The 22,656-nt window shown below is 36.0% G+C and carries 21 protein-coding genes; 11 read left to right on the top strand and 10 right to left on the bottom strand.

Translation table 11 applies throughout. The features are described from left to right. The first annotated feature begins 42 nt into the window (after window positions 1–42). Window positions 43–558: a PAS domain-containing protein gene (locus tag EG849_RS11910; RefSeq protein WP_125013311.1), complete on the top strand. Its 516-nt coding sequence runs from the start codon at window positions 43–45 to the stop codon at window positions 556–558. A 430-nt stretch (window positions 559–988) separates the two neighbouring features. Here the strand turns inward: EG849_RS11910 and EG849_RS11905 are convergent, their stop codons facing one another. The 6 genes from EG849_RS11905 to EG849_RS11880 form a co-directional block, all read right to left on the bottom strand. Then, on the bottom strand, window positions 989–1,756 hold the full coding sequence (locus EG849_RS11905) for a Bax inhibitor-1/YccA family protein (protein WP_125013310.1): 768 nt from the start codon (window positions 1,754–1,756) through the stop codon (window positions 989–991). A gap of 120 nt (window positions 1,757–1,876) precedes the next feature. After that, window positions 1,877–3,307 carry a pyruvate kinase gene (gene pyk, locus EG849_RS11900; RefSeq protein WP_125013309.1) on the bottom strand — a complete coding sequence of 477 codons (1,431 nt, stop codon included), beginning with the start codon at window positions 3,305–3,307 and terminating at the stop codon, window positions 1,877–1,879. Between the two features lie 3 nt (window positions 3,308–3,310). Then, window positions 3,311–3,799: an IPExxxVDY family protein gene (locus tag EG849_RS11895; RefSeq protein WP_125013308.1), complete on the bottom strand. Its 489-nt coding sequence runs from the start codon at window positions 3,797–3,799 to the stop codon at window positions 3,311–3,313. Between the two features lie 230 nt (window positions 3,800–4,029). After that, entirely contained in the window at window positions 4,030–4,770 is a 741-nt protein-coding gene (gene rnc / locus EG849_RS11890; RefSeq protein ID WP_125013307.1) for a ribonuclease III, read from the bottom strand. Window positions 4,771–4,777: 7 nt separating this feature from the next. After that, window positions 4,778–6,031 (bottom strand): beta-ketoacyl-ACP synthase II, encoded by a 1,254-nt coding sequence (gene fabF / locus EG849_RS11885; RefSeq protein ID WP_125013306.1) that lies wholly within the window; start codon window positions 6,029–6,031, stop codon window positions 4,778–4,780. A 178-nt stretch (window positions 6,032–6,209) separates the two neighbouring features. After that, complete coding sequence (locus EG849_RS11880; RefSeq protein WP_007137004.1) at window positions 6,210–6,446, bottom strand: acyl carrier protein; 237 nt, start codon at window positions 6,444–6,446, stop codon at window positions 6,210–6,212. Between the two features lie 175 nt (window positions 6,447–6,621). Between EG849_RS11880 and purN the strand changes: the two genes are divergently transcribed. Both purN and rnhA read left to right on the top strand, forming a co-directional pair. Further along, the gene (gene purN, locus EG849_RS11875) at window positions 6,622–7,191 is read left to right on the top strand and encodes a phosphoribosylglycinamide formyltransferase (protein WP_125013305.1); all 570 of its coding nucleotides are present in this window, start codon (window positions 6,622–6,624) and stop codon (window positions 7,189–7,191) included. Between the two features lie 122 nt (window positions 7,192–7,313). Continuing rightward, window positions 7,314–7,793 (top strand): ribonuclease HI, encoded by a 480-nt coding sequence (rnhA, locus tag EG849_RS11870; RefSeq protein WP_125013304.1) that lies wholly within the window; start codon window positions 7,314–7,316, stop codon window positions 7,791–7,793. A 133-nt stretch (window positions 7,794–7,926) separates the two neighbouring features. On the opposite strand, the gene EG849_RS11865 is transcribed toward rnhA, so the two are convergent. Next, window positions 7,927–8,217, bottom strand: coding sequence for a DUF6249 domain-containing protein (locus tag EG849_RS11865; RefSeq protein ID WP_317125208.1), 291 nt, complete (start codon window positions 8,215–8,217; stop codon window positions 7,927–7,929). Between the two features lie 157 nt (window positions 8,218–8,374). Between EG849_RS11865 and EG849_RS11860 the strand changes: the two genes are divergently transcribed. Then, window positions 8,375–8,584 carry a hypothetical protein gene (locus EG849_RS11860; RefSeq protein WP_125013302.1) on the top strand — a complete coding sequence of 70 codons (210 nt, stop codon included), beginning with the start codon at window positions 8,375–8,377 and terminating at the stop codon, window positions 8,582–8,584. A gap of 133 nt (window positions 8,585–8,717) precedes the next feature. Here EG849_RS11860 and EG849_RS11855 read toward each other — a convergent pair whose 3' ends face one another. Continuing rightward, on the bottom strand, window positions 8,718–9,242 hold the full coding sequence (locus EG849_RS11855; RefSeq protein WP_262680050.1) for a GNAT family N-acetyltransferase: 525 nt from the start codon (window positions 9,240–9,242) through the stop codon (window positions 8,718–8,720). A gap of 177 nt (window positions 9,243–9,419) precedes the next feature. On the opposite strand from EG849_RS11855, the gene EG849_RS11850 reads away from it, so the two are divergent. Together EG849_RS11850 and EG849_RS11845 are read left to right on the top strand one after the other, a co-directional pair. Then, a complete protein-coding gene (locus tag EG849_RS11850) occupies window positions 9,420–10,349 on the top strand; it encodes a PfkB family carbohydrate kinase (protein WP_125013300.1) in 930 nt (309 codons plus the stop codon). Between the two features lie 202 nt (window positions 10,350–10,551). Beyond that, window positions 10,552–12,450, top strand: coding sequence for an amidophosphoribosyltransferase (locus EG849_RS11845; RefSeq protein WP_125013299.1), 1,899 nt, complete (start codon window positions 10,552–10,554; stop codon window positions 12,448–12,450). A 396-nt stretch (window positions 12,451–12,846) separates the two neighbouring features. On the opposite strand, the gene EG849_RS11840 is transcribed toward EG849_RS11845, so the two are convergent. Further along, entirely contained in the window at window positions 12,847–14,868 is a 2,022-nt protein-coding gene (locus tag EG849_RS11840) for a tetratricopeptide repeat-containing sensor histidine kinase (protein WP_125013298.1), read from the bottom strand. Between the two features lie 108 nt (window positions 14,869–14,976). Further along, window positions 14,977–15,585 carry a superoxide dismutase gene (locus EG849_RS11835; RefSeq protein WP_125013297.1) on the bottom strand — a complete coding sequence of 203 codons (609 nt, stop codon included), beginning with the start codon at window positions 15,583–15,585 and terminating at the stop codon, window positions 14,977–14,979. 367 nt (window positions 15,586–15,952) lie between these two features. Between EG849_RS11835 and EG849_RS11830 the strand changes: the two genes are divergently transcribed. From EG849_RS11830 to EG849_RS11810, 5 genes are all read left to right on the top strand, one after another. Then, the gene (locus EG849_RS11830) at window positions 15,953–16,282 is read left to right on the top strand and encodes a type II toxin-antitoxin system HigB family toxin (protein ID WP_125013296.1); all 330 of its coding nucleotides are present in this window, start codon (window positions 15,953–15,955) and stop codon (window positions 16,280–16,282) included. 2 nt (window positions 16,283–16,284) lie between these two features. Continuing rightward, entirely contained in the window at window positions 16,285–16,644 is a 360-nt protein-coding gene (locus EG849_RS11825) for a helix-turn-helix domain-containing protein (RefSeq protein WP_125013295.1), read from the top strand. Window positions 16,645–16,675: 31 nt separating this feature from the next. Continuing rightward, window positions 16,676–19,843 (top strand): UvrD-helicase domain-containing protein, encoded by a 3,168-nt coding sequence (locus EG849_RS11820; protein WP_125013294.1) that lies wholly within the window; start codon window positions 16,676–16,678, stop codon window positions 19,841–19,843. 55 nt (window positions 19,844–19,898) lie between these two features. Next, entirely contained in the window at window positions 19,899–21,092 is a 1,194-nt protein-coding gene (gene kbl / locus EG849_RS11815) for a glycine C-acetyltransferase (RefSeq protein WP_125013293.1), read from the top strand. Between the two features lie 111 nt (window positions 21,093–21,203). After that, window positions 21,204–22,613: an OmpA family protein gene (locus EG849_RS11810; RefSeq protein WP_125013292.1), complete on the top strand. Its 1,410-nt coding sequence runs from the start codon at window positions 21,204–21,206 to the stop codon at window positions 22,611–22,613. Window positions 22,614–22,656: the final 43 nt, after the last annotated feature.

The following is a 22,656-nucleotide window of genomic DNA, read 5'->3' as shown; positions in this document are numbered from 1 at the left end:
GTTCAATTGTTGTAATATCTATATTTGTTAAAAATTTATCTGATGTTTGATTTAGAATCCTATGATAACGTACTGGAAAAATTATCCAAGATGCCTGAAGGAAATACAATGCCTTTGCATTCATGGGATTTTTTTGCTGTCAATTTCGACCAAAAAGCCACAGCGCTTTCCGATGCCAATAAACTTCAAGAATTTGCCAAAGTGAATCATTGGATCAGCAGCTGGAATTTCTCTGAAGAACTTCAAAATCAAAAAACCATTGTCGTGACTGATGCCCGCTTAAATATTGTTTTTGCAACCGAAAACATCCTGCAAATGACCGGGTACCAAAACGATGAAGTAATTGGGAAATCACCAAAAATGTTTCAAGGAGTAAATACTTGTAAAAAGGATTTGGAAGACATGAAAATCGCCATAAATCTGGAACAACCTTTTGAAAAAACGCTTTTAAATTACAAGAAAAACGGTGAAACGTATGCCTGTAAAATTCAAGCTTTTCCGGTTTTTAATTCTAAGAAAAAGTTAGTGAATTTTGTGGCTTTTGAAATTGCGGCTTAGTTACAATTTATAGTCAGTTTAACAAAGAAGTAAAATAATTTTAAAACAAATTAATTTTTTATGTTACGGAAAAACCACACATTTTGAATCTATTTGTTTTCTCTAGCAATTTTTAATAAATCTTCATCGTTTCCATTTAATTTTTATTTCGCTTTTCTATGGCGCTGTTTGAAGAATTAATATGTTCGCAAAGGTTTTTATTACGTATTCCTTGCACCAATAGTTGCACTGTCTTCAGTTCAATCTTCTATTTTCTTTATTTTTCATTTTTGTGCGTATCGATTTATAAAGCACAAGTTTACTGTTGTTTTTTTAATGTAATTACTGTTTTTCGTAAACTATTAATAAATCTCCTTAAATTTTTATTTTTAACGCACAAAAAAAGGCCGAACAAAATGTCCAGCCTATAATTTATATATTTTAAACTTTTTTAGTCTCTGCTGGAAAGTTTTGAAAGCAATCTTAAGAATTCAATGTATAACCAAACCAAGGTGATCATCAATCCCATGGCACCAAACCATTCCATGTATTTCGGAAGTCTTTTTTGAGCTCCTTTTTCAATCATATCAAAATCTAAGAATAAGTTCAATGCCGCAATGATGATCACTACCACGCTGATTCCAATACTCATCAAAGAATTTCCGTGATGCACAGGTGTGAAGCTTGTGAACATTGACAAAAGAAATGAAATTACATAATACGTCACAACTGCCAAAGTTGCTGCGATAACCACTGATTTGAACTGTTCGTTTACTTTTACAATATTATATTTATACAATCCGAAGCAAACTAAAAAAGTAACAAATGTTGCCCCAACGGCTTGAATCACCAGTCCAGGATGCATGGCTTCAAAAATAGCAGAAATCCCTCCGATAAACAAACCTTCAAATAAAGCATAAGCCGGAGCCAAATAGGTGGAAAGATGTGGTTTAAAAGAAGAAACCAGGACCAAAATTAATCCGATAACAGCGCCACCAATGGCCAAAGGCATTGGGTTCATTCCGTTAAAAGCCAAATACCAAGTCACAGATGCTGTTGCCAAAAGAAGCAAAAGCATAATAAAACTTTTGTTGATCGTTCCAGAAACCGTCATTTCTTGACCATAGGAAATTAAGGCAGAATCTTGCTGTGCAGCTAACGCAGTGGGCTTGCTAAAGTTCTTATTTCCTAAAAAAGGATTACTTGATTTAAAGTTCATTTCGTACGTATTTTATTATTTGTCCAAATATAATTTTTCTTTTGGTGTAATCCCAAAAATTGCACTATAAAAAAAGTCCGCTAGAATTTCCAACGGACTTTTTAGTATTTTGAATTGAGATTACTCTATTTCAGAAACTCTCAAAGTGTTTACCATCCCTTTGTCAACCACTGGCATTGCAGCAAGATTGATCAAGAAATCACCTTTTTCAACATAACCTTTTTCTCTTGCAATTTCGTTCACATCCGTCACAGTGTCATCCGTGCTCACAAATTTGTCATAGAAATAAGAATTAACTCCCCAAAGCAAGCTTAACTGCGTCAAGATTCTTCTGTTTGAAGTAAATACCAAAATGTGAGACTGCGGTCTCCAGGCTGAAATTTGAAATGCAGTATAACCGCTGTTTGTCAAGGTACAGATCGCCTTTGCTTTGATCACGTTTGCCATCAAGGCAGCGTGGTGGCAAATTGATTTGGTAATAAAACGTTTTGTTCTGATTTGCGGTGTATTTTGCGGTACTTGAATTAGCGGAGAATCCTCAACTGCTTCAATAATTTGGGTCATTTTTTCAATCACCTGGATCGGATAATTTCCAACAGAAGTTTCTCCAGAAAGCATCACGGCATCAGCACCGTCCATTACAGAATTGGCAACGTCATTCACTTCTGCACGTGTTGGCGTCAGGCTGGTGATCATTGTTTCCATCATCTGCGTAGCGATAATTACCGGAATTCGAGCCGTTTTTGCTCTTTGAACCAATTTCTTTTGGATCAACGGCACTTCCTGCGCTGGAATTTCAACACCAAGATCTCCACGGGCCACCATCAAGCCATCGCAGAAAGCAACAATCTTATCGATGTTTTCCACGCCTTCTGGTTTTTCAATTTTAGCGATAATCGGAATTTTATAAGCAGAATTTGCAGAAATCAAGTCTTGCAATTCCATTAAATCTTCGGCATTCCTTACAAAAGAAAGTGCAATCCAATCTACTTGGTGTTCAATTGCAAAAAGTGCATCCCTAATATCTTTTTCGGTCAAAGCCGGAAGCGAAACCTTTGTATTAGGCAAGTTTACTCCTTTTTTTGATTTCAACGGGCCGCCTTGAACCACACGGCAAACTACTTCTGAAGTTCCGTTAGTTTCTAAAGCTTCAAACATCAATTTTCCATCATCAAGAAGAATTTTTTCTCCTGGCTTGACATCAGCTGGAAATTGTTTGTAGTTCATGTAAACTCTTTCTGCAGTTCCAGGAACGTCTTCAGCCGTTTGAAAAGTAATGATATCTCCAGGAGCAACCACTACATCTTCTTTCATGACCCCAACACGAAGTTTTGGTCCTTGTAAATCAGCAAGAATTGCTGTATTGTATCCGAATTCTTCATTCAGCTCGCGAATCATATCGATTCTGGCCTTTACATCTGAGTAATCTGCATGAGAAAAGTTAATCCTAAATACATTTACTCCAGCGTCAATCATATCTTTTAGGACAGGTTTAGTGCTGCAGGCGGGGCCTAATGTAGCTACGATCTTTGTTTTTTTTCTTGTCAACATTTATTAGAAAATTAAATTGTTTTTAGATTTAATTGAGTCCGGATCCACTTCATAAACAGTTGAAATCCAATCAATATTATTTAGTTTTTGTATGATTTCTTCTAAATTGTAAGTGCTGAAGTTGTTTTCTATTTTCAACAAAAAATCTACTTTTTTTAATTCAGGAAGAAGATATACCTTGTTGTTAATTTCAACATTTTCATCTAAAAAAAGATTTTGGTCATCACTTTTTTTTCTGACGATGATTTCGTTCTTGTTTTGAATCAATGTCCAATTGATGTCTTTAGAAACATCTTCAAAACCGAATTTAGCAAACATAGCTTCTCCTTCTTTGGTTGTTACGCCAATTTCATCATTGCTTCTGCTTAAAATTATAGGTAATTGCTGATTGATGAAGTAGGCTAGCCTAAAATCTTCCAATGAAGTATGAATCGCGATTAATTCATAATCAATTTCATCAAATTCGTCAAGACTTAATTTATGGATGCCCATAGTAAAATTAAATAAGTCGTAAATATACTTAAATTTAGTGACGGATACTGCAAGAAAGTCTCTTCTTAACGGTAATTTATCAACGAAAACGATGTAGTTTTAGTTGTTTTACAATAAGTTGAGGTTGAACTTTAAGAAAGTGATAATGAAAAATAAATAGTATCTGAAGTTTAGGGAAATGATCGCAGGAAGTGTTTATCGAAAACAAAAAAACAGGCTTTCGCCTGTTTTTACTTATTATCAATTTTCTGCTGAAAAGCAAAATACGCTCTCTTGCTTGCAATTTCTTCGGCTTTCTTTTTTGAAGTAGCCCTGGCTTTGGCAATCACCTTTTTATCGATGCTCAATTTGACGCCAAAAAAACGCTCGCCACTGATGCCGTTGTCTTCAAAAACATCATAATGAAAAACTTTCTTTTCTTTTTGGCACCATTCAATCAAAAGGCTTTTGTAACTGATTACTTTTCCTTCTAATTTGGCAATATCCACATACGGCTTAACGACCCTTTTTTGGATGAATTTCTCGCAATAGGTGTAACCTTTGTCTAAATAAATGGCTCCAACCAATGCTTCAAAGATATTGCCGTGGATGTTTTCTCCAAAATGCTGTGTCGGGACTTTGCTTTCAATGAATGAAATCAGATTTAAATCGCGACCCAATTCATTCAAGTGTTCCCGGCTGACGATTTTTGAACGCATTTTGGTCAAATAGCCTTCATCGCCTGACGGAACTTCCTTAAAAAGATACGCGGCAATAACAGAGCTCAGCATAGCGTCTCCCAAGAATTCCAAGCGTTCATAATTCACGGCATTTCCGTTAGAATCCAGCTTGTTTGAAGAGCGGTGCGTGAAGGCCCTTCGGTAACATTCTAAGTTTAAGGGCTTAAATCCCAGTATTTTTTGAATATCAGTAAAAAAAATCCCGTCTTCTGGAGAACGGGAATTTGAAAATATTTTTCTGATTATACTCATATGAATATTAAAGTTCTAATTTTTTAACCAAAACGCAAGCGTTGTGTCCGCCAAAGCCAAAAGTATTGCTCATTACCACTTTCATGTCTCTTTTTTGAGCTTTGTTAAAAGTGAAGTTTAATTTTGGATCAATGTTTTCGTCATCCGTAAAGTGGTTGATCGTTGGAGGAACAATTCCGTGTTTGATCGAAAGGATACAAGAAATGGTTTCAATCGCTCCGGCAGCGCCAAGAAGGTGGCCTGTCATCGATTTAGTTGAATTCAAGTTCAATTTGTAAGCGTGCTCACCAAAAACGTGTTGAATTGCTTTTGATTCTGCAATGTCGCCAAGAGGCGTTGAAGTACCGTGCATATTTACACCGTCAACATCTTCCGGTTTCAGGCCAGCGTCTCTCAAGCAATACTGCATTACATTTTTAGCACCCAAACCTTCAGGATGGGGCGCCGTAATGTGATGTGCATCAGCCGACATACCGCCACCGCCAATTTCGCAATAAATAGTTGCGCCACGGGCAATCGCGTGTTCGTATTCTTCAAGAATTAAAGCACCGGCACCTTCACCCAGTACAAAGCCTTCGCGGTCTTTATCCATTGGTCTTGAAGCTGTTTTTGGGTCGTCATTTCTTGTTGATAAAGCGTGCATTGCGTTAAATCCGCCCATTCCGGCAATAGTTACAGCAGCTTCTGAACCGCCCGTTACCATTACGTCAGCGTGATTTAATCGGATATAATTGAAAGCGTCAATCATCGCATTTGTTGAAGACGCACACGCAGAAACTGTCGTGAAATTGGGTCCTCTGAAGCCATATTTGATAGAAATATGTCCGCCAGCGATATCTGCGATCATTTTTGGGATAAAAAACGGATTGAATTTTGGAACACCGCTGCCTTTGGTAAATTCCATTACTTCATGTTGAAAAGTTTCAAGGCCTCCAATACCAGAGCCCCAGATTACTCCAACCCTGTCTTTGTCTAATTTGTCAAAATCAAAGTTAGCGTCTTTTACAGCTTCTTCAGATGAAACCATTGCATATTGTGCATAACGGTCCATTTTTCTAGCTTCTTTTCTATCTATAAAATCCTCTACATTAAAGTTTTTTAGCTCGCATGCAAATTTAGTTTTGAAATGAGTGGTATCAAAATAAGTGATTGGCGCGGCACCGCTAACACCATTGATTAGAGCGTTCCAATAATCTTGGACGTTATTTCCAATCGGGGTCAAAGCTCCTAAACCGGTTACTACAACTCTTCTTAATTTCATACTTTAAATTTTATAGTTATAAATTTATATAAAAAATACCCGTGCTTTCTTCTTAGTCATAAAAAAGAGACATGGGTATTGCATAATTGTATCTTAATGATTGAAAGCAATCAAAATCGTTAATTTTAAAAATAATAACTCCCGTGTACTCAAAAGAATACACGGGATGTTATTGTTATTATTTTTTTGCTTCTTCTATGTAAGAAATTGCTTGACCTACAGTAGCAATGTTTTCAGCTTGGTCGTCTGGAATTTGAATATCAAATTCTTTTTCGAATTCCATGATAAGCTCAACAGTGTCTAATGAATCAGCTCCTAAATCGTTTGTGAAGCTAGCTTCTGTTACAACTTCGTTTTCGTCAACACCTAATTTGTCTACGATAATCGCTTTTACTCTTGATGCAATGTCTGACATAATCTTTTAATTTTTGAATTTAATTGATGGCAAAAATAAAAAACTTTATTTTAAAACCACGTTTTAGTTGATAAATGTGAGTACTAATTTAAAAAAAATATTTCACAAAGGCTCTTAATTTCTATTTATTATCATTTATTATTCTTTTTTTTGTGGTGTCGTAAAAAAGACTAAAATGAAAAAGATCATACTGTTTGCTTCGGGTTCAGGTTCAAATGCTGAGAATATCATCAGGTATTTTCAAGAGAAAAAGACGGCCGAAGTGGTGGCAGTTTTTTCTAACAATCCGAGTGCAAAAGTGCTTGAAAAAGCATCAAATCTTCACGTTTTTACGTCAGTTTTCACAAAAGAAGACTTGAATTCGGGGGAAGTTTTGCTAAAACTGAACGCGTTTCAACCTGATTTGATCGTCTTGGCTGGTTTTTTATGGAAATTTCCCGATGCTATTGTGGCTGCTTATCCTACTAAAATTATCAATATCCACCCTGCGCTTCTTCCTAAATATGGCGGAAAAGGAATGTATGGGATGAACGTCCATACAGCGGTTTTAGAAAATAAAGAATCACATTCGGGCATCAGCATTCATTATGTCAATGAAAATTATGACGAAGGCGGCATGATTTTTCAAGCGGAAGTGGAAGTAGCTAATTGCCAGACTCCTGAAGAAATTGCTGTAAAAGTGCAAGAATTAGAGCAGATTCACTTTCCTTTAATTATTGAAAAAATAATGAAGCAGACTTTATAGACCTCTTAGGTTTTTAAACAATTTAGATGCTTTGTGTTTAAAAAATCTCGAAATGAAAGAAATCTAAAAAGTTGAACGAAAGTCTTGCAGTTTAATAATCCAATAATCTAATAATCAAAAAAATGTCCCATCAAGTTCACATCTATACCGACGGCTCTGCCAAAGGAAATCCTGGTCCGGGCGGTTATGGCGTGGTTATGGAATTAGTGGGCACTCCTTATAAAAAAGAATTCTACGAAGGTTTTCGGCTGACCACAAATAATAGAATGGAACTTTTGGCAGTAATCGTGGGAATTGAAAAGCTCAAAACCGCTGGAACAAATGTTCTGGTCATTTCAGATTCTAAATATGTTGTGGATTCTGTCAGCAAAGGCTGGGTTTTTGGTTGGGAAAAGAAAAACTTCGCTGGCAAAAAAAATGCGGATTTGTGGAAACGGTTTTTAATTATCAACCGAAAGCACAAAGTCGATTTTAAATGGATAAAAGGCCATAATAATCATCCGCAGAATGAAAGATGCGATCAATTAGCGGTTTTTGCTTCCACACAGCCCAATTTGTCTGTTGATAAATGGTATGAAGAAGTGGGGTCAAAACAAGATTAGTTTTAACTCGGAATCACTTCCTCCAAAATTTCATTTCCTGATTTGTCACTATATAAATAGTGCAAAATTTGATTTAATAAAAAAAGCGCGCAGAAAAATATTCTACACGCCTTTTTAAAATAACTTTTAAGTTTTAGTTTTTGTCTAAATCTTTTGATTTGTTGAAACCTGCAAGAAGTCCGATTCCTGCCATCATGATGATAATTGAAGGATAAACCGCTCCATTGTTCAAATCAGTGTACGTTGTGATGAGTAACGCAATGAAAATCCCAAGACCGCTTCCTATTAATAGGTAAGCCAAATTTAAGATATACACTTTCCACATGGGCGTGCTTTCTTGCCTTCCTTTCATAAAAATGGAAGCATCGACGCCTTTTTCGATTAGCGCTAAACGTTCTCTGTTTCGATTCCGATATTGAAGAATTATTTTGACAAACGGTTTGAGGTTTAGGTTTTAATTGATTGCAAAATAGTATAATCATATAAAAATTAGCTAGAATAGTAGAATAACAGATTGATTTTAGGTCGGTAATTTAGCAAGAAGAATCGCATTAATAACCACAACCAAAAAATCAAAAGCTATGGACTCAAATTACATTATCAATCGACTTAAAACAACACCGTTTAAATATCCAACTGTTGAATTATTGCGATCAAGATTGAGAAATCTGGATGAAAACGCGAGATTTGAAATTCTTTCTTCGTTGAAAAAGGAAGTTTGGAAAGAGCGAAATATTGATATTCACGAACCGCTTATTGAATTGGTTTATAGAATGCCATTAGCGTCATAAAGTATGTAAAAAGGCGGAATGTTCATTTGAGATTGTTTTGAATTCAATCGTTGATACATCGTTAGGGATTTTAAAAATCAATATTTTGGGCATTAGTTTGTCTTTCAGTTTAAAATTTTAAAGAATTTTACACCTAAAGCGGTGTGTTTTGGAAATCATGTTCAAACTCAAGTTCGTTATCTTCCAATTTTCTTGTCATCCTGAAATTTAATCGTTCCAAAAGTTGAATGGCTTTTTTATTGTCCTGAGAAGTTATCGCAACGATTCGTTTTAATTTCAATTCGTTTTTTCCGAAGTCAAATGCAAGTTTCATTGCTTTTGACATAAAACCTTTTCCATAAAATGCTGGTTTTAAAACACAGCCAAGTTCACCGACTTCATTCTTGAATCCTCGGTAATATCCCAAAGTTCCCAAAATTTCATTGGTGCTATTATCAGCAATTCCCCAATGGATGGTTTCGCCATTTTTATAGTCAGCGACAATTCTGCCATGCATTTCGGTGGCTTCTTCTATAGTGGTGGCAACCTTTGCGTCATAGAAAGAAATAGACATTATGGATTGCATATCAGAGGGTTCAATTTCCCGAAGGACAATTGTATCAGAAGCAAGTATTGGAAATTTTACGAGAGGCAGTGCTATTATTAATTTTAGATTCAAAATTGCAGGAAGCGAATATCGGTATTTGATTCATTTTTTTACTATTTTATTTTTAAATTAAATCGCTTTCAATCGTTTAAGAATCAACAGGCTGTATTATTAAAACTTTGTGCTTTCCAATCGTTGCAGTTTTAAAACTTTAGAAGTATCTTTGCGCCTTAATTCGAAAATCTAAAAATGAATAAATTATTGATTGTCGGTACCGTTGCTTTCGACGCTATTGAAACTCCTTTTGGAAAAACAGATAAAATTTTAGGCGGAGCTGCAACTTATATTGGTTTGTCGGCTTCTCATTTTAACGTTAAATCTGCAATAGTTTCTGTTGTCGGCGATGATTTCCCACAAGAATATTTAGATCTTTTGACCAGCAGAAATATTGATATTTCAGGACTTGAAGTGGTTCAAGGCGGAAAAACGTTCTTTTGGAGCGGTCTGTACCACAATGATTTGAATTCAAGAGATACTTTAGATACGCAATTGAATGTTTTGGCGGATTTCCAGCCAAAAGTGCCTCAGGATTTTAAAGATGCTGATGTCGTTATGTTAGGAAACTTGCATCCTTTGGTTCAAAGCAGTGTTTTAGACCAAATGGAAAAACAGCCTAAGTTAGTAGTTTTAGATACTATGAACTTTTGGATGGATTGCGCTTTACCAGAATTATTAGACGTAATCAAACGCGTTGACGTAATCACTATAAACGACGAGGAAGCAAGACAATTGACAGGAGAGTATTCTTTAGTGAAAGCGGCTGCTAAAATCCACACCATGGGACCAAAATATGTGGTAATAAAAAAAGGAGAACACGGAGCATTGCTTTTCCACCAAAAAGAAATTTTCTTCGCGCCGGCATTACCTTTGGAAGAAGTTTTTGATCCAACAGGTGCAGGCGATACTTTTGCAGGCGGTTTCTCAGGATTCATTGCGCAAAGCGAAAACGTGTCCTTTGGCAATATGAAGAATGCAATCATCTATGGCTCAAACTTAGCGTCTTTCTGCGTAGAAAAATTCGGAACAGAAAGAATGGTAACACTAGAAAAAGCAGAAGTGCAACAAAGATTGCAACAATTCAAAGCTTTGACCCAATTTGACATCGTCTTAGAAAAATAACGGATAACACCGAGCCTCAGAAATGGGGCTTTTTTGATTTAAATAGTAGGCAAGAGATAAGAAGAAAGAGTCAAGAGAAAAGAGAAAAAACGCCACCTAATTTATTTTCTTAACACTTACAATAATTCATAATTCACAATTAGTTAAGTATTTCGGTACAAAAATTGCTTTTACAAAAAACAACTACAACACAACAACTACAATGAGCGACGCTTTAAAACACGAGTGTGGTATTGCCCTTTTAAGATTAAAGAAACCGTTAGAGTTCTATAAAGAAAAATACGGTTCGGCATTTTACGGTGTACAAAAAATGTACCTGTTAATGGAGAAACAGCATAACAGAGGCCAAGATGGTGCCGGTTTTGCAAGCATCAAGTTAGATGTGGAACCAGGCGAAAGATACATCAGCCGCGTGCGATCCAATGATTCGCAGCCTATCCAAGACGTTTTTGCGCAAATCAATGCCAGGATCAATGAAGAATTGGCTGAACATCCTGAATATGCTGAAAGTGTGGAACTGCAAAAGAAACACATTCCGTATATCGGAGAATTGTTTTTAGGCCACGTACGCTACGGAACTTTCGGTAAAAACAGCATCGAAAGCGTGCACCCTTTCTTGCGCCAGAACAACTGGATGCACCGAAACCTGATTGTAGCCGGAAACTTCAACATGACCAATGTCAAAGAACTTTTTGACAGCTTGATCGAATTGGGACAGCATCCAAAAGAAATGGCGGATACCGTTACCGTAATGGAGAAAATCGGACACTTTCTTGATGATGAGGTTACTGATCTGTACCAAGAGTGCAAAAACGAAGGCTTGTCAAAAAGAGAAGCTTCGCCTGTAATTGCAGAACGTTTAGATGTCAAGAAAATCTTGAAAAGAGCTGCAAAAGGCTGGGACGGAGGTTATGCCATGGCAGGACTTTTTGGCCACGGTGATGCTTTTGTTTTCAGAGATCCAGCAGGGATTCGTCCGGCCTATTTTTATGAAGACGATGAAATTACCGTTGTTGCTTCTGAAAGACCGGTTATCCAAACCGTTTTTAATGTTCCTTTTGATCAAGTGCAAGAATTGGATCCGGGCCACGCCTTGATTATCAAAAAAAACGGAACAGTTACTAAGGAAGAAATTCTGACTCCAACAATTAAAAAAGCGTGTTCATTCGAAAGAATTTATTTCTCAAGAGGAAGCGACGCTGAAATTTACCAAGAAAGAAAAAATTTAGGAAAATTGATTCTTCCGGCAGTTTTGGAAGCCATTGACCAAGATACTGACAATACCGTTTTTTCATACATTCCAAATACGGCTGAAACCTCTTTCTACGGAATGGTGGAAGCAGCGCAAGATTTCTTGAACCAAAGAAAAAACGACTACATTTTAGCAAATAAAGACACGCTGACGGTCGATACGCTGCATGAATTATTAGAAGTAAAAATCCGTACCGAAAAAGTGGCGATTAAAGACGCCAAACTTCGTACGTTTATTACTGAAGACAGCAGTCGTGATGATTTGGTAGCGCACGTGTATGACGTAACGTATGGCGTAATCAAGCCCGAAGATAATTTGGTAATCATCGATGACAGTATCGTTCGCGGTACAACTTTAAAGAAAAGCATCATCAAAATGATGGACCGCCTGAATCCTAAAAAGATTGTCGTGGTTTCATCAGCGCCTCAAATTCGCTATCCAGACTGTTACGGAATCGATATGGCAAAATTAGAAGGCCTTGTGGCGTTTCAAGCTGCTTTGGAACTTTTGAAAGAAAGAAACCTTTACCATATTGTTGACGAAGTATATGCAAAATGCAAAGCACAAGAAAATTTTAAAGACGCTGACGTTGTCAATTATGTGACTGAAATCTATGCGCCATTTGAGCCGCAGGAAGTTTCAGATAAAATTGCGGTGATGTTAAGTTCAGAAGATATTAAGGCTGAGGTAAAAATTATCTTCCAAACGGTCGAAAATCTTCATGTTGCCTGCCCTAAGAATTTGGGCGACTGGTATTTTACCGGAGATTATCCAACACCGGGAGGAAATAGGGTTGTAAACCGCGCCTTTATGAATTTTTATGAAGGAAAAGATTCTAGAGCTTATTAATAAAAGGTTAAATATGTGCAGTTCATCGATTTTATAAGGCTGTTGGTCTAATAAACTTTGCGATTCGAAAACATTTATCTTATATTTGAGCTACCATAGCATTAGTAGGTTAAGTTTATGGTAGATTTGGGGCAAAAAGGGTGGAAGAAATTCCGCCTTTTTTATTTTATAAAAATTCGTAATTACAAAATAGAAAAGCATCCGTTCAAGGATGCTTTTACATTATGAAACGTAAGGAAATGTACTTAATCGATTATTTTATACATTCAACAGAAATAGTTGTACAGCTTTAAAAACCATCTTACTTTTGGGCTACCATAGCATTAGTAGGTTAAGTTTATGGTAGATTTGGGGCAAAAAGGGTGGAAGCAATTCCACCTTTTTTATTTTATAAATTTAGGCTATTGGAATTTTTATACTAATTGAAGTTCCAAGTCCATCTGAAGATGTAATATACAGCTCAGCTCCAATTTCAGCAGTTCTTGACTTAATGTTTTTTAAGCCAATTCCCATTGTGGTTTTTGAAATATCAAATCCGCAACCATCGTCCTTCACTAATATTTCGATATTCGAATTTATCTTTAAAATCTCAATGACCACATTTGTCGCATTTGCATGTTTGACGATATTGTTGATGCTTTCTTGCAAGATGCGATAACAATTCATTTTTATAACCGCTGGAATAATGTCCCAATTGATTTCTTTGTCGACTTCTAGATGTAACTTTGTAAAATCATGTTTTTTGAAATCAGAAACAAGATTGTTCAAAAGCCCAGAATAGTCGTCTTTTATCGGAAATTTTTCGTCAGCAAGATCGTGCGCGATATTTCTGATTTCTTTTTCAATATTTTGGATTTCAGAAATGTATTTTAAACTTTCTTCAATCGTTTCAGGGTCTGTTTTCTTTTTAAGGATGAAAAGATTGAGTCGGATGCTCGCTAACTTGTTCATAATTCCATCGTGAAGTTCTTTAGAAATTCGTTTCTTTTCTTTCTGTCTTCCTTCTTCAAATCTTATTTTTTGATCAAGTATCAATCTATATATCTCTTCATTCGCATACTGTTGGTTTTTAATCAGTCTTAATTCGCGTTTCTTTGAACGTTGGATTCGTATGTTAAATATCAAAAAGGCTAAAAGTAATCCAGAAACGGAAAGCCAGAAAAATATCCATTTTTGGGCAACTGCATTATTTTTCTCTAAAATAATTTCGTCGGTTTGATATTCAATTCGTGCAATTCTATTTCTTGATTTTCTTTCTTCAACGACAAGACTGTCATTTAGATGGTTGTATCTCTCAAAATGATTAGTGGCGTTTTTTGGATCTGAAAAAGCCAAACGTTTTAAAGAATATAATAAATCTTCTGGGATATTCGATTTATAAGAAAGCTTTAAGGATTCTTGAGCCAATTTTTTTGCTTGTAGCGTGTCTTTTAAATACAGATAATATTCTGATAAATTGTTTTTAGAAGTGACGATTCCTGAAGTCAAGTTTAAGCTGTCTTTTATTTTTATCGAATCATAGAATAAGTCTGGTAAAAGCGTGAAATCTCTTTTCTTAAAAAGTGCAATGGCAAGATTGTCTAAAGTCCGTGCGTAAGATTCAGGATTATTTAAAAAATGGTCTTTTTGAGCAAGAGAGATTTTAAAATACTTGATTGCTTGGTCATAGTTGCCACTGGTTATGTAAACAGTTCCAATGTTGTTATAACTCAATGACTTCAGTTGAAAAGAGGATGGGAATTTATACTTATTTAAAATAGCTAATGCTTTTTTATGATATTTTAAGGATTCATCAGTTTGACGCATTAAATTGGCATTCACGCCCAGAAGATTATAGGTTTCAAAAATCGAAACAGAGTCTTTTGTGTTCTTTAAGGCTTTTAAAGCCTTTACAGCCATGAATTCAGAACCGCCATAATCGTTAATCATGTAGTGTGCTCTTGAGAAGCTGATGTATAATTTACCTAATTTTGCATCATTTTTTTGTTCGATATAAAGCCTTTCTGCTTTTTTATAAAATAAAAAGCTAGAATCGGCTTTAGTATTTCTAAAATAATAGTCTCCCATATAACTATAGGCTTTTGCTAGGCTTTCATTGTCTTTTGATATCTCTGACTTTTCGACCAGCAATTCTACCGTTTTCTTATAATTTGGCCAATTGGGCATATTAAAATAGCGATTCGCAACCTTAAAAAGATTAACGCGATACATAGAATCGTTTTCTTGACTTGAAATTATTCTTAATGCTTTTTCAGTGACTTCCATTCTTTTTTTATGAGATTCGGCATCATCATTGGCAATTTCCAAATAAACGGAAAGGCTGTCATTCGAATTAGAATTCAGATCAAGCTTCTTTTTTGAACACGAAAAAGATAAAAACGCAAAAAATAATAAATATAAAAAGTGGTATTTTTTCAATGGAAAATTTTTCAGATTTCAAAAGTACTACAAAACATCGAAGTCATTAAAAATCAAAGCATAAAAAAAGCGCTCTTTTCAGAACGCTTATTTATTTCAAAAGAAATATTATTTCTCAGAAGCATATCTTCTTGAAACTTCTTCCCAGTTGATCACATTGAAAAAAGCCTCGATATAATCAGGTCTTCTGTTTTGGTAGTTCAAGTAATAAGCGTGCTCCCAAACATCCATTCCAAGGATTGGAGTTCCACCGCAACCCACTTCTGGCATCAACGGATTATCTTGGTTCGGAGTACCGCAAACGTCTAATTTTCCACCTTTTTGAACACAAAGCCAAGCCCATCCAGAACCAAATTGAGTCGCGCCCGCTTTTGCAAACTTCGCTTTAAACTCTTCAAAAGTTCCAAAATCTCTTTCAATCGCGTCCAATAATTCTCCTTTTGGAAGACCGCCGCCATTTGGCGACATTACTTTCCAAAACAAATTGTGATTGTAAAAACCACCGCCGTTATTTCTAACCGCAGCATTCTTTTTGTCAAGGTTGATCAAGATGTTTTCAATCGTTAAGCCTTCTAAATCAGTGCCTGCAATAGCAGCATTTAAGTTAGTCGTGTATGCATTATGATGTTTTGTATGGTGAATTTCCATAGTTTTAGCATCAATATGTGGTTCCAATGCATCATAAGCATACGGTAATTTTGGTAATTCAAAAGCCATAGTCGGATTGTTTTAAAGTTTTATAAAATATTTATTTCAAAATTAAACATTTAACTTTGGAATCGGAAATACTATTTTGTTATAATTGTATTAATGCAAATGATAATCTTATGATTTTTTAGTGAAATGTGAAGATTTTTATAAGAAGCTATTCCTGCTTTCCGCTACAAGTCCTCATCTTAAAATCTTTTTTTACAAGCAAAAAAACGAGCTTCCTTCGGTCGCTGTTTTTCTTGCAGCAAAAAATAGATTTCAAAACTCCGGGCTTTCCGCTACAATCAGGGCTATTGACGAAGTTTGCCGACATTCAGAATCATTTGCAAACAACAAAAAGTTTGCAAATTGAAAACTTTTAATTACTTTTGTAATGAAGATACTCATCAAGAAAACAATTTTATATTACGCCACAAAATATCCAATTGCCCAAACGCAACTGCTTATCTGGTACAATGAATTTTCAAAACTCGAATTCCAGAATTTTAATCAGCTTAAAAAAGTGTATGGTAACGCAAGTATTGTCAATAATAATCGCGTTATTTTCAATATTAAAGGCAATGAATTTCGATTAATTGTTTCTGTGAATTTTCTTCAAGGCGCGTGTTATGTGATTTGGTTTGGAACCCACAAAGAATATGATAAAATAAATGTGGAAACAATCGCATTTGACATCGCCATTTTAACAGACAAAAAGATATAACGATGAACTGGAAAGTATTAAAAACAGAAGACGATTATAACAAAGCTTCCATAAGAATGATGGAAATTTTTCACGCCTTGCCAAATACACCAGAAGGTGATGAATTAGATTTGCTTATTGTCTTAATAAAAGATTACGACGAAAAAAACTTTCAATTGCCTGAACTTGACGCTCTGGAAGTTATAAAATACAAAATGCAAGAAATGGGAATGAAAGCGAAAGATCTTGAACCGATAATTGGAAGTAAGGGTCACGTTTCAGCAGTACTTTCTGGCAAACGGGAGATTACGCTGAAGATGGCTCAAAAATTAAAAAATTATTTTAGTATTCCCGCAGACGTTTTTCTGCACAATGTGAATTAGGCGTTTTAATAATTTTAGAATAAAAACTTAAATGGAAGAAAACGAAAAACACGCCTTCTCAATATACGACGCTTCCGCAGGTTCGGGAAAAACATTTACGTTGGTCAAAGAATATTTAAAAATTCTCTTGACTTCACGAAAACCAGACGCTTACCGAACCATTTTGGCCATTACGTTTACCAATAAAGCCGTGGCCGAAATGAAAGGCAGGATCGTCAGCAGCCTTTTTGAATTTACCAAAGACGAGCCCAACAAAAAAGCTGTCGATTTAATGGAAATCATTGCCGAGGAAACAAAATTGAAAGTTTTTGAAATCAAGGCAAAGTCACAGCAGATCATCAAAAATATCATCCACAATTATGCGGCATTTGATATTTCCACGATTGATAAATTCACGCACAAAGTCATTCGAGCGTTTGCACACGATTTAGGCTTGCCCATCACTTTTGACGTTTCGCTTGAAACCGACAATCTCTTGACCGAAGCTGTTGACGCTATTATTGCACAAGCGGGTGAAGAAGAAACGCTGACAAAATTGCTCGTAGATTTCACGATGGAAAAAACCGACGACGATAAAAGTTGGGACATCACGCGCGAAATTATGGACACCGGAAGATTGCTTCTCAATGAAAACAATCGCAACGAAATAATGCATTTTCAAGACAAATCGATTGCTGAATTTGTCCAGATTAAAAAGAAAATCCAGGAAGCTGTAAAAGAATTAGAAAAAGAGTGCGTCGAAATTGCAACACAGATCTTGAGGCAGATTGAATCCAACGGAATTGATGAAAAATCATTTTCAGGAAGCTATTTTCCAAAACATCTGTACAGTATAAAAGACAATAAATTCAATGCAAAAAATAAAACCTATCACGAATTTGACGATGTCAAAGTCAACGCAAAAGCAAAAGACAAGGCGATTATTGAATCGATAATTCCAGAAATGCTTTCGGTTTTAAGTTGCATTTATAAAAATCACGAGAAAATTGGTTTTTACAATGCTTTCTTGAAAAATATCACACCGCTTTCGCTTTTGAATACAGTCAGTCAAGAGCTTATAAAGATTCAAAAAGAACAAAATATTCTTTCCATTTCAGAATTTAACGCAATCATCCATCGCGAAATCCAGAACCAGCCAGCGCCGTTTATTTATGAACGTTTGGGCGAAAAATACAAACATTTTTTCATTGATGAATTTCAAGATACGTCTGAAATGCAATGGCAAAATTTGATTCCGTTGATTGATAATGCGCTTTCGAGCGAAAATTTAATTGGAGAACGAGGTTCGTTAATGATTGTGGGCGATCCAAAACAGTCGATTTATCGTTGGCGTGGCGGAAAAGCAGAACAGTTTATCGAGTTGAGCAAAAAGGAAAATAATTTTTTCCATCACACTAAAAAAGTCGAACATTTAGACACCAATTACCGAAGTTATTCTGAAGTAATTGAGTTCAATAATCGGTTTTTCAAGATGCTTTCGGGAGAATTTGAAAACCAAGATTATAAAAATTTATACGAAAATCACAGCCACCAAAACACGAATTCAAAAGTGGGCGGTTATGTAAATATTTCGTTTATTCCGCCAGTTGAAAAAGCCAGCGATGCTTCTGATGAAGAAGCTTTGGATAAAACCGAATTGTTTGTTTTGGCGACTTTAAATGCGATCAAAAAAGCAACTGACAAAGGTTTTGAATACAAAGAAATTGCCATTCTTACGCGAAAGCGCGACCAAGGAATTGCGATTGCCAATTACCTTACGGAACAAGGAATTCCCTTGCTTTCTTCAGAAACTTTGATGATTGAAAATGCGACCGAAGTTATTTTTATCTTAAATGTGTTGCGTTACTTAAAGAATAGCAACGATTTAGAATCCAAGGCGAAGTTGTTGCAATATATCGCTCAAAATATTCAAAAGGAGCTTCCTATTCACGACTTTATCGCCGAAGGAATGCAACTTACGGCTGAAAATGAATTTGAAAATTGGCTGATGAAATTTGAGATAGCACTTTCGTTTCAAAATTTACGAAGAAAATCATTGTATGAAGCCGTTGAAATCATCGTTTCGAAGTTTATCAATTTGAATCAAAATAACGCTTATATTCAGTATTTTCTGGATTTGGTGTTGGAAAGAGATGTGAAAAATCAAGCAGGAATCACGGATTTTTTACAGTATTGGGAGAAAAACGGAAGCAAATTCAGCATTCCGTCTCCCGAAGGAAAAAATGCAGTTCGAATTATGACGATTCACAAGTCGAAAGGTTTGGAGTTTCCGGTCGTAATTATGCCTTTTGCCGAAGAAGATTATTCGCGAAAGCCAAAGGATAAATTATGGTTGGACAGCGAAGAAAATTTATCGGAACTGCCAAAAGTTTTGATTGATAATTCAAGTGCTGTCGAAGGTTTTGGCGAAGAAGCGTCGATTGTATACCATCAAAAAAAGCAGGAAGATTTGCTTGATAATGTGAATGTTTTGTACGTGGCTTTAACGCGTGCGGAAGAACAATTGTATGTGATTTCAAATATGAATTTGTCGTCAAAAGGAGAAATTCCGAAGAATAATATGGCGACTTTTTTTATCAAATATTTAGAAAATTTTGCCGATTTTAATGTAGATAAATATGAATACGAAATCGGAAATCCAGAAAAATTATCTGATAAAAAAGAAAAAGAGATTGAACCGCCAAAAGTGCCTTTTGTAAAAGAAGTTTTGAATCCTAAAGCGATAAAAATTGCCCAAAGAGAATCGTTAATGTGGGGAACGCATCAGCAAAAAGCGATTGAATATGGAAATGTGGTGCACGAGATTTTGTCGTATATTGAAACCATTTCGGATGTGGATTTGGCACTTTCAAAAGCCATCGAAAACGGATTGATTGTTGAAATTCAAAGCGCTGAAGTGGAGGAAACGATTCTACATATTTTAAATCATCCGGAACTTTCTTTTTATTTTTCGGAAGGAAATAAAGTGATGAATGAGCAGACAATTATTCAGAAAAAAGGCTCTCCAATCAAGCCAGACCGAATGGTTTTGTCTCAAAATAAAGAAGTTTTTTTATTGGATTACAAAACCGGAGTCCACAACCAAAAATACCAGTTGCAATTGGAAACCTATCAAAATGCCATCGAAGAAATGGGTTTTAAAGTGACCAAAAAAGCGTTGGTTTATATCGGAGAACAAGTAAATGTAGTAAATTTGTAGCCAAATTAGTCGAAAGATAATACGCTTAATCATAAATCCAAAATCATAAATAAAAATGTACGGAAAAATTAAACAACATCTTCAGTCAGAATTGCAAGCTATTGAAGACAACGGAATTTTTAAAAAAGAACGAATTATCACGTCACCGCAAGGAGCCGAAATCACGATTTCTACAGGTGAAAAAGTGTTGAATTTTTGCGCCAACAATTACCTTGGATTGTCTTCGCATCCAGAAGTGGTCCAGGCCGCAAAAGACGCTTTAGATACGCACGGTTTCGGGATGTCATCGGTTCGTTTTATCTGCGGAACTCAAGATATTCACAAAACTTTAGAGCAAAAAATCGCTAATTTTTATGGCACAGAAGATACGATTTTATACGCGGCCGCATTTGATGCCAACGGAGGTGTTTTTGAACCTTTGTTAGGAGAAAATGACGCGATAATTTCAGATTCTTTGAACCACGCTTCGATCATTGACGGAGTCCGTTTGTGCAAGGCTGCCCGTTACCGTTATGAAAATAGCAATATGGAAGATTTGGAACAGCAGTTAATTAAAGCAAATGAAGCAGGGCATCGTTTTAAAATCATCGTGACTGACGGTGTTTTTTCTATGGATGGTGTTGTCGCTCCGTTAGATAAAATCTGTGATTTGGCAGATAAATATGACGCTTTGGTAATGGTGGATGAATGCCACGCCGCTGGATTTATCGGTGCAACCGGAAAAGGAACTTTAGAAGCAAAAGGCGTGATGGGCCGCGTGGATATTATCACCGGAACCCTTGGAAAAGCTTTGGGTGGCGCGATGGGAGGTTACACAACTGCCAAAAAAGAAATCATAGAAATCTTGCGCCAGCGTTCACGCCCTTATTTGTTCTCAAACTCTTTGGCGCCAGCTATTGTGGGTGCTTCAATCAAGGTTTTTGAGCTTTTAGAAAAAGATACAACGTTGAGAGACCAGCTAGAATGGAATACCAATTATTTCAAAAAAGGGATGAAGGAAGCCGGTTTTGATATCATCGATGGGGATTCTGCAATAGTGCCAGTTATGCTTTATGATGCAAAGTTATCACAAACTATGGCAAATGAATTGCTAAAAAATGGCATATATGTTATAGGATTTTTCTTTCCAGTGGTTCCAAAAGACAAAGCGCGCATAAGAGTTCAATTATCTGCAGCGCACACAAAAGAACATTTAGACGCTGCTATTCAAGCTTTTACGATTGTAGGAAAGCAATTAAAAGTGATCTAAATTAACATTTAACTAAATTTGCGTTAATTTTTTAACAGAAATCTTTGTAATTAATTTTTAAGATCTTACTTTTGTCTGTAATTAACGTATTGTAATCTAATAAAATTAAGTATGAAACATCTAAACAAAATTTTTGTTGCTGCATTGTTAGCATTCGGCTTGAACGCCAATGCACAAGATAGCGACAATCCGTGGGCTATCACTTTTGGTGCCAACGCCGTGGATACAAGAATTAGTGCTCCTTACAAATTTGGAGATCAAATTAACGAATTCTACAACGTAAAAGACAATTGGAACATTCTTCCATCTGTATCTTACTTAAACGTATCTAAATACGTTGGGTCAGGATTTATCTTTGGTGTAACAGGATCTGTTAACAAAATTGACAAATTCGTAAACAGTAAAACTCCAGGAACACTTTCAACTTTTGAAACTACAAATCCTGGTGATTTAACTTACTATGGAGTTGATGCAGTTATTAAATATAGCTTCATGGAAATGATCGGATCTAAAGTGATTGATCCATCTCTTCAAGTAGGTGGAGGTTATACATTCATTGGTGACGCTAGCGCTGGAACTGTGAATGGAGGTTTAGGATTAACTTTTTGGTTTACAGAAACTGTTGGTCTTTCTCTTCAATCAACTTACAAACACTCATTTGACGATACTAGAACTCCTGATGTTGATGTTGCTTCACACATGCAGCACTTCGCTGGTCTTACTTTCAAATTTGGAGGAAAAGATACAGACGGAGACGGAATCTACGATAAAGATGACGCTTGTCCAGAAGTTGCTGGTTTAAAAGAATTCCAAGGTTGTCCTGATACTGACGGAGACGGAATTCCAGACAAAGATGACGCTTGTCCAGAAGTTGCTGGTTTAAAAGAATTCCAAGGATGTCCTGATACTGACGGAGACGGAATTGCTGATAAAGATGATGCTTGTCCAGAAGTTGCTGGTCCAAAAGCATTAAACGGTTGTCCTGATACTGACGGAGACGGTGTTGCTGATAAAGATGACAAATGTCCAGAGGTTAAAGGTCCTAAAGAAAACGGTGGTTGCCCATGGCCAGACACTGACGGAGACGGAGTTCTTGACAAAGATGACAAATGTCCTAATGTTAAAGGAACTGTTGCTAACAACGGATGTCCAGAAATTACTGAAGAGCAAGTTAATAAATTGAATGCTTACGCTAAAACGATCTTGTTTAACAGCGGAAAAGCAACTTTCAAACCAGAAACTATGCCAGTATTGGAAGCTATCAACGCTATCCTTAAAGAATACCCAACTTCAAGATTCTCTATCGAAGGTCACACTGATAGCGATGGTTCAAACGCGTTAAACCAAACGCTTTCTGAAAACAGAGCTGCAGCAGTTAAAAACTTCTTGATTGAAAACGGAATCGAATCTTCAAGATTAAGATCTACAGGATTTGGTGAAACTAAACCAATCGATACTAACAAAACTGCTAAAGGTAAAGCTAACAACAGAAGAGTTGAAGTGAAATTGATCAAAGATTAATTACATCCTTAAATAAGTTTTAAAAACGCCTCGAAATTCGAGG

It is taken from the genome of Flavobacterium macacae (genome assembly GCF_003865365.1).
GTDB classification, from domain to species: domain Bacteria; phylum Bacteroidota; class Bacteroidia; order Flavobacteriales; family Flavobacteriaceae; genus Flavobacterium; species Flavobacterium macacae.
Note: the sequence above shows the minus strand (reverse complement) of the source record. Positions and strands in the feature narration are given on the sequence as shown.

Coding starts and splice junctions, on each gene's coding strand:
- EG849_RS11820 (WP_125013294.1), top strand. CDS start 16,676: ATGGAAGAAAACGAAAAACACGCCTTCTCAATATACGACGCTTCCGCA.
- rnhA (WP_125013304.1), top strand. CDS start 7,314: ATGTCCCATCAAGTTCACATCTATACCGACGGCTCTGCCAAAGGAAAT.
- EG849_RS11845 (WP_125013299.1), top strand. CDS start 10,552: ATGAGCGACGCTTTAAAACACGAGTGTGGTATTGCCCTTTTAAGATTA.
- EG849_RS11810 (WP_125013292.1), top strand. CDS start 21,204: ATGAAACATCTAAACAAAATTTTTGTTGCTGCATTGTTAGCATTCGGC.
- pyk (WP_125013309.1), bottom strand. CDS start 3,307: ATGTTGACAAGAAAAAAAACAAAGATCGTAGCTACATTAGGCCCCGCC.
- EG849_RS11910 (WP_125013311.1), top strand. CDS start 43: ATGTTTGATTTAGAATCCTATGATAACGTACTGGAAAAATTATCCAAG.
- purN (WP_125013305.1), top strand. CDS start 6,622: ATGAAAAAGATCATACTGTTTGCTTCGGGTTCAGGTTCAAATGCTGAG.
- fabF (WP_125013306.1), bottom strand. CDS start 6,031: ATGAAATTAAGAAGAGTTGTAGTAACCGGTTTAGGAGCTTTGACCCCG.
- EG849_RS11830 (WP_125013296.1), top strand. CDS start 15,953: ATGAAGATACTCATCAAGAAAACAATTTTATATTACGCCACAAAATAT.
- EG849_RS11835 (WP_125013297.1), bottom strand. CDS start 15,585: ATGGCTTTTGAATTACCAAAATTACCGTATGCTTATGATGCATTGGAA.
- rnc (WP_125013307.1), bottom strand. CDS start 4,770: ATGAGTATAATCAGAAAAATATTTTCAAATTCCCGTTCTCCAGAAGAC.
- EG849_RS11905 (WP_125013310.1), bottom strand. CDS start 1,756: ATGAACTTTAAATCAAGTAATCCTTTTTTAGGAAATAAGAACTTTAGC.
- EG849_RS11860 (WP_125013302.1), top strand. CDS start 8,375: ATGGACTCAAATTACATTATCAATCGACTTAAAACAACACCGTTTAAA.
- kbl (WP_125013293.1), top strand. CDS start 19,899: ATGTACGGAAAAATTAAACAACATCTTCAGTCAGAATTGCAAGCTATT.
- EG849_RS11880 (WP_007137004.1), bottom strand. CDS start 6,446: ATGTCAGACATTGCATCAAGAGTAAAAGCGATTATCGTAGACAAATTA.
- EG849_RS11850 (WP_125013300.1), top strand. CDS start 9,420: ATGAATAAATTATTGATTGTCGGTACCGTTGCTTTCGACGCTATTGAA.
- EG849_RS11895 (WP_125013308.1), bottom strand. CDS start 3,799: ATGGGCATCCATAAATTAAGTCTTGACGAATTTGATGAAATTGATTAT.
- EG849_RS11825 (WP_125013295.1), top strand. CDS start 16,285: ATGAACTGGAAAGTATTAAAAACAGAAGACGATTATAACAAAGCTTCC.